This is a genomic window from Actinomadura sp. NTSP31, from assembly GCF_041951385.1.
GTDB classification, from domain to species: Bacteria; Actinomycetota; Actinomycetes; order Streptosporangiales; family Streptosporangiaceae; genus Spirillospora; species Spirillospora napierensis.
The window spans coordinates 326,028-340,761 of record NZ_JBGNUT010000003.1; the positions used below are offsets into that span (position 1 = coordinate 326,028).

The window sequence follows — 14,734 nt, forward strand, 5'->3', positions numbered from 1 at the left end:
CATGGGGCGGGGGGCGTTGACGGGGACGATTGCGCCAGCGGATGCTGGCGCTATGAAGCGGTCATATGGGTGGCGGGGTGCGGTCGCGGCGGGTGCGCTGGCGGTGCTGGGGCTCGGAGCGGCACCGGCCCGGGCGGACACGGGTTGGCACTCGGTGGCGTCACCGTTCGTCCCGGGCGGCACGCTGGCGGGGGTCGCGGCGATGGCGCCGGGCGACGCCTGGGCCGTCGGGACCTACTACCACATCGGCTCGACGGTCTTCGATCATCCGCGGCCGGTGATGCAGCGCTGGACGGGCTCGGGCTGGCAGGGCTATCCGCTGCCGAACGGGCTGTACGACGCGAGCCTGGACGCGGTGGCGGCGACGTCCCGGACCGACGCGTGGGCGGCCGGGTACACCAGCAGCGCCTACCAGGTCGGGAAGAACTGGATCCTGCACTGGGACGGCACCTCCTGGACACAGGTCCACATCGCGGAGGGCGACGACGGCGCCGCGGGGACGGCGTCGGTCGACGCGCGTCCGGGGAACGTGTGGGTGTCGTTCGACTACCACGAGGTCTTCCGGGTCAGCGGCGGCAGCGCCGAGAGGGTCCCGCTGACGGGCCCGGCACAGGAGATCTCGATCGCGCGGATCCGTGTCGGTGACGGCGCCGGCACGTGGGCGGCCGGCAGGCACGGGCATTGGGACGGCCAGTGGGCCTACTACCCCGACACCGCCCAGTGGGACGGCCGCACCTGGACCGAGCACCCGATCAACGTGTGGCCCGCGACGGCGCGGGCGACGGACGTCCTGCCGCTGGGCGCCGGTGACGTGTGGGCCATCGGCCAGTCCGACGACCCTTCAGTGCCGCCCTTCCTGGCGCACTGGGACGGGACGGCCTGGCGCAACGTCCCGCTTCCGGGAGCCGGGCCCGCGACGCGGGCCACGCTGGCGCCGGACGGCCGTGGCGGCGCATACGCGAGCGGGATGGCCGGCGACGTTCAGGGCGCGCCGATGGTTCTGCACCTGGATCCCGCCACGGGCGCGTGGTCGCGGGTGGAGATCCCGCAGTCGGCCGGGACGTGGAACTCCGTGCTGACCGGCCTCAGCGTCACGCCCGGCGGGACGGCGATGTGGGGCGTCGGCAAGAGCGCGCTCGGCACGCTGGTGATGACGACCGGCTGAGTCAGCTCGTGTCGATGGAGCGCTGCTGGCCGGGGTAGCCGGGCTTCTGCACGGGGAGCCCGACCATCTCGTCGTCGAGCGTTCCGGCGGTGAGCGGCAGTTCCGGCGGTTCCGGATCGGGACCGTCCGGTTTCGCGCCGGAGGGCGGGGCGTCCACCGGCCCGCCGGCGTTCACCCCCTGCGACTCGACGAGGTCGTCCTCATGCTCTTCGCGCATGTTCATCCCCTTACCCGCTATAAGTAGGAATAGCCGGATGTCCTGCGAGGACGCGTTCCCCCTGCGGGACAATCGCAGCATGGCGAAGAAGTGCGCGTGCGGGTCCGGGACCGCCTACGGAGAGTGCTGCGGGCGCCTGCACCGGGGCGACGCGGAGGCGCGGACGGCCGAGGAGCTGATGCGGTCGCGGTTCAGCGCGTTCGCCGTCGAGGACGAGGACTACCTGCTGAGGAGCTGGCATCCGGCGACGCGCCCCGGCGACGTCGGCTTCGACCCCGCGATGCGCTGGACGCGGCTGGAGATCGTCCGCACCGAGGACGGCGGCCCCGGCGACGCCAAGGGAGTCGTGGAGTTCCGCGCGCATTACGCGGCCGGAGGCGAGGACGGCGTCCTGCACGAGGTCAGCCGGTTCGTCCGCCACGACGGCGCCTGGGTCTACGTCCGCGGAAAGGTCCTCTGACCTCCGGTCGCGCGCGTCAGATCTCCAGGTTCTTGAAGGCGGCGACCTGGTCGGTGATGGCGCGCTCGGTCGGCAGCCGTTCGACCGAGGAGGCGCCGAAGAAGCCCACGACGCCGTTCGTGCGGGACAGCACGTAGGCGGCGTCGTCCGGTTCGGCGATCGGGCCGCCGTGGCACAGGACGAGCACGTCGTCGCGGACGGCGGCCGCGGCGTCCCGCATGGCCTGCACCTTCGCGACCGCCTCGTCCAGGGTCAGGGCGGTGCCGGCGCCGATGCTGCCCTTGGTGGTGAGCCCGACGTGCGGCACGAGGACGTCCGCACCCGCCTCCGCCATCGCGCGCGCCGAGTCCTCGTCGAAGACGTAGGGGGCGGTGACGAGGTCGCGTTCGCGGGCGAGGCGCACCATCTCCACTTCCAGGTCGTAGCCCATGCCGGTCTCTTCGAGGTTCTGCCGGAACACGCCGTCGTAGAGGCCGACGGTCGGGAAGTTCTGCACCCCGGCGAACCCCATCGCCTTCAGCTGGTCGAGGAAGACGGGCATGACCCGGAACGGGTCGGTGCCGCACACGCCCGCGAGGACCGGGGTGTCCTTCACGACGGGCAGCACCTCCGACGCCATCTCGACCACGATCTGGTTGGCGTCCCCGTAGGGCAGCAGCCCGGCGAGCGAGCCGCGCCCGGCCATCCGGTACCGGCCCGAGTTGTAGATGATGATCAGGTCGACGCCGCCGGCCTCCGCGCACTTGGCGGACAGGCCGGTGCCCGCTCCCGCGCCGATCACCGGCTCGCCCGCCGCGACGGCGGCCCGCAGGCGCTCCAGGACGGTCCGACGGTTCACTGCTCTCCCCCTGCGATCAGCCCGTGCAGCCGGTCGGCCATCGCGCGGCCGAACGACGGGTCGTTGATGTTCACGTCCAGCTTCTCGGTCTCGACGGCGCCGTCCATCGCCGCGAAGCAGGCGGCGTCGGCGTCCGGGTCGTGGAACGGCAGGCCGGGCGCGTCCAGCGCCGACACCCCGCCGAGCGGGAGGAACAGCACCGTCGGCCCGGTCGCGGCGGACAGCTTCGCGGCGACCCGCCGGCCGAGTTCCGCCATCTCGTCCGGTGTCGTCCGCATCAGCGTCACGGTCGGGTTGTGGACGTAGAGGTTGCGGCCGGCGAACCGCTCGGGGACGGTGCCGCGCGGCCCGAAGTTCACCATGTCGAGGGCGCCCGGCGCCACGACCTGCGGGATCCCGTGCCGCCCCGCCGCCGTGAGCCGGTCGGGGCCCGCCGACAGGACCCCGCCGACCAGGTCGTCCGCGAGTTCCGTCGTGGTCAGGTCGAGGACGCCCGCGATGTGCCCGCTGTCGACCAGGCCTTCGAGCGCGCGCCCGCCGGCGCCCGTCGCGTGGAAGACCAGCACCTCGTAGCCGAGCTCGCCGAGCCGCTCCCGCGCCGCGTCCACCGCGGGGGTCGTCACGCCGAACATCGACGCCGCCACCAGCGGCCGCTCGTCCGCCGCCTCGCGCGGCGCCGCCGCGTACGCCTTCGCCATGCCCGCCGCCGCTGCCGCCGCGTTCCCGAGGATCAGCCGCGACACCCGGTTGACGCCCGCGATGTCGACGACGCTGTAGGTCATCGTGACGTCCTTCGCGCCGACGTAGGGCGTCACGTCCCCGGACGCCATCGTCGACACGATCAGCTTCGGCAGGCCGATCGGCAGGTCCCGGACGGCCCGCGCCGCGATCGACGACCCGCCGCTGCCGCCGACCGCGAGGACCGCGTCCACGCGTCCCCGCACGGTCAGCTCCGCGAGGACGACCGCCGCGCCCTCGCCCATCGCGGTCACCGCCGGGCCCCGGTCACCCGCGTCCCGCAGCACCTCGATCGACGTGCCGCCCGCCCGCGCGACCCGCTCCGCCGGCACGTCCGCCGCCGTCCGCGACTCGCCGACGCCCGCGTCGACGAGGACGACGTCGCAGCCCAGCTCCCGGATCCGGTCGCGCAGCCACGCGTACTCCGCGCCCTTGGTGTCGAGCGTCCCCACCAGTACCACGGTCGCCACGGCCGCGCCCTCCCGTCCCAGAGCCACCTTCGAAGATCCTGCCCTGCGCGCGCCCGCGCAACCGGCCTTTCAGACGGCCGGCACCGGCGCCTCGGCGATCGTGCCGTCCTCCAGGTGCAGGACGCGGTCGGCCTCCGACAGCAGCGCCTGGTCGTGCGTGGCGACGAGGACCGTGACGCCCTCGCCGGCGACGACGGCGCGCAGCAGCGGCATGATCGCGGCGGCGGTCTCGGAGTCGAGCTGGCCGGTGGGCTCGTCGGCGAGCAGCAGCCGCGGCCGGTTGGCCAGCGCGCGGGCGATCGCGACGCGCTGCCGCTGCCCGCCGGACAGCTCGTAGGGGCGCTGCGCCGCGTGGTCGGCGAGGCCGACGAGCGCGAGCAGCACCCGGACGCGCTCGTCGCGCTCGGCGGGCGCGGTGCGGGTCAGCCGCAGCGGCACCTCGACGTTCTCGGCGGCCGACAGCACCGGGATGAGGCCGTGCGACTGGAACACGAAGCCGATGTCGTCGCGGCGCAGCGCGAGCAGCTCGTCCTCGGTGAGGGAGCCGATCTCGCGGCCGTCGACGCGGACGGTGCCGCCGTCGGGGGCGTCCAGGCCGCCGATCAGGTTCAGCAGGGTCGTCTTGCCGGACCCGGACCGGCCCTTGATCGCGACGAGCTCGCCGGGCGCGACGCGGAACGAGGCGCCGCGCAGCGCGGGCACCTCGACCCGGCCGGTGCGGTAGGTGCGGACCAGGTCGTCGACGGCGACCATCGGCTCGGTCATGCGCCCTCCTCACGGGGCCGGTCGGGCCAGACGCCGACGTGGTCGCTCTCCAGCGCCAGCCGGACGCGGTCGCGCATGCCGAGCGTCTCGGTGAAGCCGCGCGGCAGCTGGACGCGGCCGGCCCGGTCCAGGACGGCGTACTCCTCGGCGGTGCGGGTGCCGTCGGCCTCGTCGCGGCGGCGGACCTCGCTGCTGGTGCGGCCGTCGCGGATGCCGACGGTGCGGTCGACCTGCTCGGAGACGCCGGCGTCGTGCGTGACGATCACGGCGGTGGTGCCGAACTCGCGGTTGACGCGGCGCAGCGCGGCGAACACCTCGGCGGCGGTCGCGGTGTCGAGCTCGCCGGTCGGCTCGTCGGCGAGCACGACGTGCGGCTCGTTGGCGACCGCGACGGCGATCGCGATGCGCTGCTGCTGGCCGCCGGACAGCTCCGCGGGGCGGCGGCCCGCGCATTCGCCGACGCCGAGCATGCCCAGCAGGTCGGCGGCGCGGGTGGCGCGCTCGCGCCGGGACCGCCCGGCGAACCGCATCGGCAGCTCGACGTTCTGCGCGGCGGTCAGGTACGGCAGCAGGTTGCGGGCCGTCTGCTGCCAGATGAAGCCGACCTTCTCGCGGCGGAACGTCAGGCGCTCCTTGGCCGACATGGTGAGCAGGTCGGAGCCGGCGACGCGGGCGACGCCGGCGGTCGGCACGTCCAGCCCGGACAGGATGTTGAGCAGGGTGGACTTGCCGGAGCCGGACGCGCCGACGACGGCGATCAGCTCGCCGGGGTCGACGAGCAGGTCCAGGCCCTGCAGCGCGACGACCTCGATGCCCTCGCTCTTGTAGATGCGGACGAGGTTGTCGCAGACGATGTGCGCGCCCTCGCCGTAGGCGGGGCCGCGCTCGACGGCGCGGCGTTCGAGTTCGGCCAGGTCGGGTGCGTCGGCCAAGGATCCTCCTCCGTGCGGGGGGACGGCCCCGGGTTCGCTCACGTCAGTCCCCCGTTCTCAGGACGTCGCCCAGGGACGGGCGGTCGAAGGCGCGGTCGACGGCGAGCGCCGCGGCGGCGGCCAGCAGCAGCGCGGCGAGCAGCGCCAGGGACGCGGCGGCGCCGGGCGCGTGGCCGGTGGCGACGTACCCGGAGGTGTAGGGGCGCAGGTCGACGACCGGGCCGGTGATCTCGGGCAGGAGCAGCCCGAGCACCCATCCGGCGGCGACCGCGCACAGCAGCACCGGCGCGATCTCGACGAGCGCGAGGGTGCGGCTCTGCCGCCGGCCGAGGCCGAGGACGCGCAGGTGCGCGACGGTCCGGGCGCGGGCACGGGCGCCGACGACCAGGACCAGCAGCACGGCGAGCAGCCCGTAGCCGCCGGCGATCAGCGCGGCGTTCCGGAAGGTGCGGTGCACGAGGTCGATCGCCGGGACGCCGGTCATGCCGTGCAGGACGTCGCTCCGCAGCCGCAGGTTCCGGGTGACCTCCTTGGGGGTGGCGGCGTCGAGCACCTTGCCGAGCGCGGCGCCGTCGATGCGGTCGCCGCGGAGGAAGACCTCGGACGGCCGCTGCAGGGAGTCCAGCGCCTTGTAGGGGACGATGACGAACGGGGAGCCGGGCGTCACGGACGGGAAGTCGTCGATCGTCCCGGTCGGCCTGACCCGGATCGGGCCGGCGAGGGAGCTGGTGAGGGTGACCGGCTTGGACCCGGACTTGAGGATCGCGGCGGCGTCCGGCGAGGCGAGCTGCCCGTTCGGCGCGCCGGGCACGCCGGGGACGTCGGGGAACGCCTTGCGGTAGGCGTCGAGGTCGACGGCGACGACGGTGATCGGCGACGGGTCGCCGGGCCCGGCCGCGTCCTCGACGATCCGGGCGGGGACGGCGGCGGTGACGCCGCGGACCGCGCGCGCCTTCGCGACGGCGCCCGGGTCGAGGTCGGCGGACTCGATGCGGGCGTCGCCGCCGACCATGCTGTAGGAGGCGCGGACCTGCCCGTCCCGCAGCGCCGTGTCGACGGTCGCGCTGAACCCGGCGACGGCGGCGGCGAGCAGCAGGACGACCAGCGGCAGCGCGCCGGTCATGGTCTGCCGGGAGGCGCGCGCGAGGCCGACGAACAGGACGGCGCCGCGGCCGCGGCGCAGCGCGGGCGCGGCGGCGCGCAGCAGGTAGGGGTAGGCGCGCAGGACGAGCACGCCGAGCGCGGCGCCGAGCAGGACGGGGACGGCGGCGACGAGCGGATCGTCGCCGGACACGCCGCCGCGCCGCCGCAGCACCACGACGCCGGCGACGGCGACGGCGGCCAGCAGCACGTCCAGGACGAGGCGGCGCGCGGACGGCCGGGCGGTGGTCAGGTCGTCGCGGCCGGCCGGGCCGGGGCCGCCGCCGCGTTCGCGCAGCGCCAGCGCGCCGGACACCGCCAGGACGAGCACGACCAGCGCGGCCACGACGACGATCGAGCGGGGCTGGGGCGGTCCGGCGTCCAGGAGGCGTCCGGCGGCGTAGCCGAGCGCGGCGGCGGGGACGACGGCGAGCGCGGTGAGCCCGCAGGCGTGCCCGGCGAGCGTGCGCAGCGACGCGCCGCGGGCGCGCATCGTGCCGAGGACCGGGCGGAGCCGTTCGCCGAGCAGCCCGGCGGCCAGCAGCAGCACGCCGGCGGCGACGGCGGCGAGCCCGGCCAGCGCCGTCCCGAGGATGGACTGGGCGGTGCGCAGCCGGACCTCGAAGCCGTGCAGCCGGCCGTCCAGCGAGGTCGCGACGGTGCAGGAGAACGGGCCGGCGTGGCCCTGCACGGCGGTGCGGTAGGCGTCGAGGTCGGCGGCGACCGCGCGGGCGCGACCGGTGTCGAAGGCGCCGGGCCGGACCGGGAACCGCCAGGTGAACGTGAAGGTCCGGTCGGCGCCGTGGGTGAGGACGGTGTAGCCGCGCGCGTCCATCAGCGCGGTGCCGACGTCCGCTTCGGTGCCGTCCGGGCTGATGATCCTCTTCATCGCCTTGAGCAGGCCGGGACGGGAGGACCAGTAGGGGTCGCGGGGGTTCGCGGGCGCGTAGAGGCCGGTGATGCGGGCGTACAGCGGGCCGCGGGCGTCCGGGTCCTTGAGGGTCACCCGGTCGCCGGGCCGGTAGCCCATGGCCTGCGCGTACTGCTGCGCGACCATCACCTCGACCTCCTGGCCGGAGGCGGCGACGTCGGGCTCGGGAGGCCGGTTCGCGGGAAGTCGCCCGGCGACCAGGGCGATGCGCTTCCAGGCGCCCGGTTCCCAGTCGAAGCCCATCAGCCGCGGCTGCCGGAAGGTCCCGTCCATGTCCATCTGCCGGGTGAGGGCGACGGACGCCTCGGACGGCCCGGTGACCCCGCGCAGCGAGTCGGGCAGGAGCTGCTGCCAGGTGAGCCCGTTGGTGTCCAGCACCACCTCGTCCGGGACGGCGACGGCCGCGTCGAGCCCGTGCGACGTGCCGGTGACCTTCAGGTCGGCGTCCGGCCCGACGGAGGCGGGGGCGCCGCGGTCGTACCCGGCGGCGGTCGCGGCCGGGACGGTGACCGCCAGCAGCGCCGACACCAGCGCCAGCACGGCGAGCGCGGCGAGCGGCGCCCACTGCGTGCGGGCCAGCCGGAGCCACGGTCCGGCCTGCATGACCCGGCCCATCATTCCTCCCCCGCGCGCAGTCCGGCGCCGACGTTGCGGCGGCGCAGCACCCGGATGACCGGGGGCAGCACCAGCCCGAGGACGGCGGCCGTCCCGGCGAGCATCGCCGCGACCAGCGGCCACTGGACGATCAGGACGGCCGGCGGGTACGGCTCGGTGGTCTGCAGCCCGACGACCAGGTGCGGGACGACGAGCCGGGCGACGGCCAGGCCGAGCGCGGCGCCGCCGGCGAGGCCGACCACGACGAGGAACGCCTGCTCGACCGCGAGCATCCCGGCGACCTGGCGCGGGTGCACGCCGAGGGCGCGCAGCACCGCGAACTCGCGGGACCGCCGCCCGGCGGTGACGGCGGCGTTCACCACGAACGCGATGACGGCGAACGCGAGCGCGGAGCCGAACCCGAGGACGAGCACGCCCTGGAGGGTGGCGCCGAGCGGGGCGTCGAGCAGCCGGGAGCGCAGCGCGGCGCGGTCGGCGGCGACCTCGCCCCATTCGTGGTGCGCGCCGACGGCCTTGGCCGCGGGTTCCGTGCGGTCGCCGGAGACCGACGCCCACCATTCGCCGGGTTGTGTGCCGCCTGGCCCGATCTGCCCCGCGGCGACCCGCTTCTGCACGAGGGTGGGCAGGTCGACGAGGATGGCCGGGGTGCCGGGCGCGATGGTCGGCAGCGTCTCGACGATCCCGACGACCTTGACGGGCTGGTCGCCCTCGCCTCCGCTCAGCGTAAGGGTGCCGCCGACGCCGACCTTGGCGCGGGACGCGGCGGCTGTGGTGACGACTCCGGGCACCACCGGCATGAGGCGCGGGTTCTTGCCGTCGTGGGTGGGCGGCGTGCCGGTGCCGAGCACCGCGTGCACGATCGTTCCGCTGGTGGGCAGCTCGGTGCCGTACACGAGCTGGCCGGGCGGGGTCGTGGGGATCGCGATCTCGGCGATCCCGCGCCCCTTTCCGAGTTCCGGTCGCACCGGCTTGGCGGGGTCCACCGGCTCGGCGAAGACGTCCCAGCCCGCGCCGGAGGGCATCGCCGCGTCGCCGGTGCCGTCGCCGCGGATGCGCTCCACCGTCAGATCGAGTGGCCCGCTGTAGGGGTTGTCGTCGTAGGAGTAGTTCAGCGAGCGGACAGATAGGGGGTAGCTCAGCGCACCGCCCGGCCCGGTGATGGCGGCGGCGTCGACCGCGATCGTGTGCGTCCTGCCGTCCGCCGGGACGCCGTCGAGCTCGACGGGGCCGACCACGCCGCGCGCGTCGCCGACGGTCAGCTCCGCCTTGAACGTCCGGCCCCTCCTCACCTGGGCGTCGGGCGGCTGCTCGGGGGTGGGGCCGGTGCGCTTCAGCCGCACGTCGACCAGCAGCCGTCCGGGCCTGCCGGGGATCGTCAGCGCGGGCGCCGCGGGACGGCCGGCGGCCAGCTCGCCGAGCGCGAGTCCGTCGCGGAGTCCGGGGCGGACCCGCAGCATCGGCCCGAGCGCCCGCGCGTCGGCGCCGAGCATGGTCGCGGACGCGGTGCCGATCGTGCCGTCGGTGCGCAGCACGCCGGTCGCGGACGTGACGCCGGGAAGCGCGGCGATCCGCGCGCCGGTGCCGAACGGGGTCGCGCCGCCGACGCCGTTCACGCCGGCGACGCGCAGGTCGGCGCCGCTCTGGAAGTCGGCCTGGTCGGTCTGCGAGCGGCGCCAGGTCGCCATCGTGGTCACCGACAGGACCCCGACCGCGATCGCCATGACCAGGAGCAGCACCGGTCCGGCGTAGCGCGACGAGCGGCGGCCGACCTGGCGGGTGCCGAGGGTGGGGGCGAGGCCCCGGCCGCGCGCGGCGATCCGTTCGGCGGCGCCGGACGCCAGCGGCACGGCGCGCAGCAGCAGGACGGCGCCGGCGAGCAGCCCGAGCGCGGGCCCGGACACGATCACGGGGTCCACCCCGGTGGCGCTGCCGGAGCCGCCGGAGCCGTCCACCCCGTACCGGCTGAGCTGCCAGATCGCCAGCCCGGCGACGAGCAGCAGCGCGAGGTCGGCGCCCGACGCGCCCAGCCTGCTCCGGGCGGCGCGGCCCATCCCGGCCTGCGCTTCGACGAACGTGCGGTTGGCGCCGCGCAGCGTCGGAAGGCCGAGCGCGACGGCGCCGGCCAGCGCCGTCGCGACCGAGACGCCGAACAGGGGCGGCAGCGGACCGGCGTCGAGCCGCAGCCCGGACGCCCGGATCGCGGGCGCCAGCCCGGCCAGCCGCAGCAGCGGCCCGGCCAGCAGCGGCCCGCACACCGCGGCGGGCAGCACGATCAGCGCGCCCTCGGCGGCGCTCAGCCCGGCGAGCCCGCGCATGCCGAGGCCGCGGGTGCGCAGCAGCGCCACCTCGCCGCGCCGGTGGTCGGCCAGCAGCCGGGCGACCAGCATCCAGGCGCAGCCCGCCAGCAGGATCAGCTGCAGCACCGGGATCAGCAGCAGCGACCGGGTGACCCGCATGGCGTCGCCGAGCTGGCCGGTGAGCTGCGGGAGGTTCGTCACGGCGGTGTACTGGGCGCCGCCGAGGGCCTTGCCGTAGACGTCGCCGCCGTGCGCGACGCGGTCGCCGAGCGGGCCGAGGTCGCCGGTGTCCAGCCGCCGCAGGTCGGGCAGGACCGTCCACCGGACGGACACGCCGGTGCCGGTGAACCGGGCGGCGAACACGTCCTGCGGCACCATGAGCGGCCCGTAGGTGGTGTAGTCGCCGCGTTCGGCGCCGGTGCCGATCAGACCGTCGCCCTGCCAGAAGTAGTCGTCGGGCCTGGGGACGTCGAACAGCCCCACGACCTTGGCCCGCACGACCGACTTGCCGTCGATCCGGCCGTGCAGGGTCAGGACGTCGCCGACGGAGGCGTGCATGAGCCGTGCCGCGGTGGCCGGGAGGGCCGCCTCGACCTCGCTGTCCTTACCGGCCCCGGCGCCCGCCGACGGCCAGCGCCCCTGGGCCAGCCGGGCGTGCCGGTCGATGCCGGTGTAGGTCTCGAACACCGTCAGCTCGGGATGCGGGCTCTTCTCCTGACCCGGCAGCGTGTAGGAGTCGCTGCGGACGCCCATCGAGACCGACAGCGGCACGTCCCGGTAGATCCGCTTGAGCGCCCCGTCCACCTGCCGCTGCGCGGTGGCGAGGCCGCCGGGCGGGACGGTCGTGCTGAGCGTCGCGCCGGACGACGCGAACGTCGCCTGCGCCAGGGTGCGCCGCAGCCCCTCGCGGGTCGTGGTCCCCGCGTAGCCGACGAGCGCCGCGAGGACGGTCGTGGCGAACAGCGCGGTGGCGCACGCCGCGAGCACCAGCGTCCGGTCGGCGGCCATGCGGCTGACGACGAGCCCCCGTTGCCCCATGGCCGTTCATGATCAACCGCCGTCGCCGGGACGACAAGACCTCGCGACGCGCTTGTCCTTATCGCAACATTTCCGATACTTCACCATGATCGCGACAGAATCGGCGGCGTCCGGAGGTCACCGGTCGCCGCGGCGCAGCGCGAGGAGGCGGTCGAGGACGCGCGCGTCCGCCGACAGCCCGTTGTGCGCGTACTCGCTGGTCACCCACGTCCGGATGCCGGGGATGACGGACGCCGCGGCCATCGACATCTCGCGGTCCACGTACATGTCGTCGTAGTAGACGGCGGCCGTCACCGGAACGGTCGTGAACGCGAGCCGTTCCGCGTCGTACAGCGCGGGCCATTCGTGCGCCGCGACCAGGTCGGCGCATTCCCGCAGCGGCACCAGCGCCGGGTCCTCCTCGAACAGGAACGGCAGGATGGTCTCGCCGAGGAAACGGAACGGTTCCGCCTGGGGCTCGAACTCGGGGAACTCCGCGAGCACCCGCGCCGCCGCCCAATTCGACGCCGTCCCATTGCTGACGCACGCCTCGTGAATCAGCGCGTACAGCGGTTGCGCGGCGAACGAGACGATGCCGTCGACGCCCCGCAGGAACGTGTCGGAGAGCCGCCCGCCGGAGACGAACGCCTCCTCCAGCAGGTAATGCAGATTGTGGAACTGCACGGAATGGCCGAGCCCGATGCCGACCGTCTGGAACCGGCGCGCCGTCAGCCGCTCGCCGCCCGGAAGCCGCTCGTCGTTCTCGTCCAGGTGCGCGGCGATGCGGCGCGCCACGTCCTGGTCCTCGGGATAGCGCGCGAAATAGCGCTCATTGGCCGCCGCGATCCGCGGGTACGCAGCCCGGTACCAGTCGTCGGGTGTCGCCGTCAGGCTCGGCAGCCCGCCGGTGATGAACGCCTCGCTCAACCCCTCCGGCGCGATCGACAGGTACGTCACCGAGCACAATCCGCCGAAGCTCTGCCCGAGAACGCTCCACGGACGGTCGCCGATCAGATGCCGGCGCAGCAGTTCGGCGTCCCGCACAATGGAGTCGGCACGGAAATGCCGCAGATATTCGGCGGCGGCCTTCGGATCCGCCGGAAGCGTCTGCCGGTTCGCGGGCGTACTGCGCCCGGTGCCGCGCTGGTCGAGCAGCAGCACCCGGTAGTCCCGCAGCGCCCGCTCGAGCCACGCCGCAGGCATCGCGCCCGGCCGCGGCGCCTTGTTCCCCGGCCCGCCCTGCAGGAAGAGCAGCCACGGCAGGTCGTCGTCCCGCCTGCACGGCGCGACGACCTCTCGCCCATAGATCCGGATCGTCGGCCCCGCCGGGTCGGCGTGGTCGAGCGGAACGTCCAGGAAGTGATCGGTGCAGGCGTACCCCGGCCGGGTGAACGAAGTCGGCATGCCTCCCACTATCCCCGACACCCCGACCTGCCCCGACATATGGTGTGCCGATGAGCGGAGGCCACGCCCACTACGTCATCGTCGACCGGGGCGGACATCGCGTCTGGTCCCGCGACCGCGGTGCGAGGACCCTCCAGAAGGACCTGCTGTCCGGCCCCGACCGCACCATCGAGTTCGTCCGCGCCCAGAAGGGCGGCACCCCGAACTTCTGGATGAACTCCGTGTGGTGGCGGGCCGTCCTCCTGCTCGATCTCCGGCATCGGCTCCTGCTCGTGCAGATCGCCGACGACGTGTGCGCGCCGTCCGTCCCCGAGATCCGCGCGTGGCTGCGCGCCGTCCGCGCTGCGTGGCCCGGCTGGGACGTCCGCTGGGCCGCACGCGGTCTGCATGAGGTCATGGACCACCTCGACCTGCCCTACGACACCGTCCGCTACCTGGACGACCCGCCACCACCCCTGGCCGAGCAGTGGGCCGACCCGCCGAACGACGACGACCTCACCGAAATGCCCGAGACGCTCATAGCCGTCCGAAACGACGAGGGCCGCCTCTCCCTGGCCTCCACCTGGACCCTCACCCCGGACGCCGCCCTCCTCGCCGGCCCGGAACCCCTCCTCGTCCCGCAGGAGCAGGCAACGGACACGGCCGTCCTGGAAGGCGTCCCCTGGAACGGCCTCTACGTGGACGCCCCCGCCCGCCGCGCCGACTGGTGGGCGACCGACCTCCCCCTCGACCCGCGCCGCCTCCCCGCCCTCTGGCCCGACTGGACGCTCACCGACCACGGCGACGCCTACGAGGAGGTCGCCACCCTCATCGGCCCGAACCTCCTCATCCAGCCCCCGCCCACTTAGAACATCGCACGGTGGCGTCCCCGATAGCGCGGTCGACGAGCCGGGACGAGCGCGAGCACGCACGCCACGACGAACCCGAGGGCCAGGGCGACGGTCCCCCACCCGGTGAGCGCGGCGACCGCACCCGCCGTCACAGCGACACTCCCGGACGCCCGTTCAGCAGCGACTTCAGCGCCGTCACGGCGTCGCAGATCTGGTGCGCCTCAGCGATCGGGTGCTGCCACGACGTGTAGAACCACAACCGCCCGCCGTCGTCCTCGCGCGACCGCAGAGTCAGCAGGTCGGCCGGGCAGTCAGCACCGCACTGCCAGGCGTCCTGACGTCCCACGCGGCACCCGTGCGCATCCGGGTTCGAGACATGGAGCCCGTCAGGCCCCATGCGCGCCCGAATCCTGTGCGCCCGCAAAACGGTCCCCAGCGCTTCCAAGCGCGCTCTAGCATCAGGAGTCAAGGTCGGTCGCCTCCTTTGAAGGCAGATCGATCGAGACCCCGGGCGACGTGGCCGCGCCGCCCGGGGTCGCTTTGTGTATGCCGACTGCCACTCTACGCAACCTATGCAGCCACCGCAGCCAAAGCGGCATATGTATTTCACGAATCACCATGCATGCATCGCTAGCGTCGTATACATGGTGGACCTCTACGACCCGCGTCCGCTGCGCGAGCAGATCACGTCCCTGATCACGGGACGGATCGCCGATGGCACCTACGCGATCGGGTCGAAGATCCCGAGTACTCGCGAACTCGCTCGCGAATGCGACGTCAGCGAACGCACGATCGCCGAAGTGATCAAGGCCCTGCGAGAGAACGGCACCCTGCGCGGCATACCGGGGCGCGGCGTCTACGTCCTGCGGATGCCGGACGGCGACGGCGTCTGACCGGCCTCTGTCCGCGGGTGGG

At 74.5% G+C, this 14,734-nt stretch carries 14 protein-coding genes; 4 read left to right on the top strand and 10 right to left on the bottom strand.

All coding sequences use genetic code 11. From position 1 onward, the window contains the following. Positions 1-52: 52 nt before the first annotated feature. The gene (locus ACA514_RS06730; protein WP_375040131.1) at positions 53-1,165 is read left to right on the top strand and encodes a hypothetical protein; all 1,113 of its coding nucleotides are present in this window, start codon (positions 53-55) and stop codon (positions 1,163-1,165) included. A gap of 1 nt (position 1,166) precedes the next feature. On the opposite strand, the gene ACA514_RS06735 is transcribed toward ACA514_RS06730, so the two are convergent. Beyond that, positions 1,167-1,382, bottom strand: coding sequence for a hypothetical protein (locus ACA514_RS06735; protein WP_375040132.1), 216 nt, complete (start codon positions 1,380-1,382; stop codon positions 1,167-1,169). A gap of 79 nt (positions 1,383-1,461) precedes the next feature. Between ACA514_RS06735 and ACA514_RS06740 the strand changes: the two genes are divergently transcribed. Then, positions 1,462-1,842 carry a YchJ family protein gene (locus ACA514_RS06740; RefSeq protein WP_375040133.1) on the top strand — a complete coding sequence of 127 codons (381 nt, stop codon included), beginning with the start codon at positions 1,462-1,464 and terminating at the stop codon, positions 1,840-1,842. 16 nt (positions 1,843-1,858) lie between these two features. On the opposite strand, the gene ACA514_RS06745 is transcribed toward ACA514_RS06740, so the two are convergent. The 7 genes from ACA514_RS06745 to ACA514_RS06775 form a co-directional block, all read right to left on the bottom strand. Continuing rightward, the gene (locus ACA514_RS06745; RefSeq protein ID WP_375040134.1) at positions 1,859-2,680 is read right to left on the bottom strand and encodes a phosphoenolpyruvate hydrolase family protein; all 822 of its coding nucleotides are present in this window, start codon (positions 2,678-2,680) and stop codon (positions 1,859-1,861) included. Further along, positions 2,677-3,915: a Tm-1-like ATP-binding domain-containing protein gene (locus ACA514_RS06750; RefSeq protein ID WP_375040135.1), complete on the bottom strand. Its 1,239-nt coding sequence runs from the start codon at positions 3,913-3,915 to the stop codon at positions 2,677-2,679. The genes ACA514_RS06745 and ACA514_RS06750 overlap by 4 nt, the downstream gene beginning before the upstream one ends. Positions 3,916-3,957: 42 nt before the next feature. Next, positions 3,958-4,653: an ABC transporter ATP-binding protein gene (locus tag ACA514_RS06755; protein WP_375040136.1), complete on the bottom strand. Its 696-nt coding sequence runs from the start codon at positions 4,651-4,653 to the stop codon at positions 3,958-3,960. Continuing rightward, the gene (locus tag ACA514_RS06760) at positions 4,650-5,585 is read right to left on the bottom strand and encodes an ABC transporter ATP-binding protein (protein ID WP_375040137.1); all 936 of its coding nucleotides are present in this window, start codon (positions 5,583-5,585) and stop codon (positions 4,650-4,652) included. Before ACA514_RS06760 ends, ACA514_RS06755 begins: the two co-directional genes overlap by 4 nt. Before the next feature lie 43 nt (positions 5,586-5,628). Then, positions 5,629-8,259 carry an FtsX-like permease family protein gene (locus ACA514_RS06765; protein ID WP_375040138.1) on the bottom strand — a complete coding sequence of 877 codons (2,631 nt, stop codon included), beginning with the start codon at positions 8,257-8,259 and terminating at the stop codon, positions 5,629-5,631. An 11-nt stretch (positions 8,260-8,270) separates the two neighbouring features. Further along, positions 8,271-11,606, bottom strand: coding sequence for an FtsX-like permease family protein (locus tag ACA514_RS06770; RefSeq protein WP_375040139.1), 3,336 nt, complete (start codon positions 11,604-11,606; stop codon positions 8,271-8,273). Between the two features lie 117 nt (positions 11,607-11,723). Next, positions 11,724-12,989: an alpha/beta fold hydrolase gene (locus tag ACA514_RS06775; protein WP_375040140.1), complete on the bottom strand. Its 1,266-nt coding sequence runs from the start codon at positions 12,987-12,989 to the stop codon at positions 11,724-11,726. A gap of 50 nt (positions 12,990-13,039) precedes the next feature. On the opposite strand from ACA514_RS06775, the gene ACA514_RS06780 reads away from it, so the two are divergent. After that, the gene (locus ACA514_RS06780; RefSeq protein ID WP_375040141.1) at positions 13,040-13,837 is read left to right on the top strand and encodes a hypothetical protein; all 798 of its coding nucleotides are present in this window, start codon (positions 13,040-13,042) and stop codon (positions 13,835-13,837) included. On the opposite strand, the gene ACA514_RS06785 is transcribed toward ACA514_RS06780, so the two are convergent. Together ACA514_RS06785 and ACA514_RS06790 are read right to left on the bottom strand one after the other, a co-directional pair. Beyond that, positions 13,834-13,971, bottom strand: coding sequence for a hypothetical protein (locus tag ACA514_RS06785; protein WP_375040142.1), 138 nt, complete (start codon positions 13,969-13,971; stop codon positions 13,834-13,836). The genes ACA514_RS06780 and ACA514_RS06785 overlap by 4 nt on opposite strands. Continuing rightward, positions 13,968-14,165 (bottom strand): hypothetical protein, encoded by a 198-nt coding sequence (locus tag ACA514_RS06790; RefSeq protein WP_375040143.1) that lies wholly within the window; start codon positions 14,163-14,165, stop codon positions 13,968-13,970. Before ACA514_RS06790 ends, ACA514_RS06785 begins: the two co-directional genes overlap by 4 nt. Before the next feature lie 298 nt (positions 14,166-14,463). On the opposite strand from ACA514_RS06790, the gene ACA514_RS06795 reads away from it, so the two are divergent. Continuing rightward, positions 14,464-14,712 (top strand): GntR family transcriptional regulator, encoded by a 249-nt coding sequence (locus tag ACA514_RS06795; RefSeq protein WP_375040144.1) that lies wholly within the window; start codon positions 14,464-14,466, stop codon positions 14,710-14,712. The last annotated feature ends 22 nt before the right edge of the window (positions 14,713-14,734 follow it).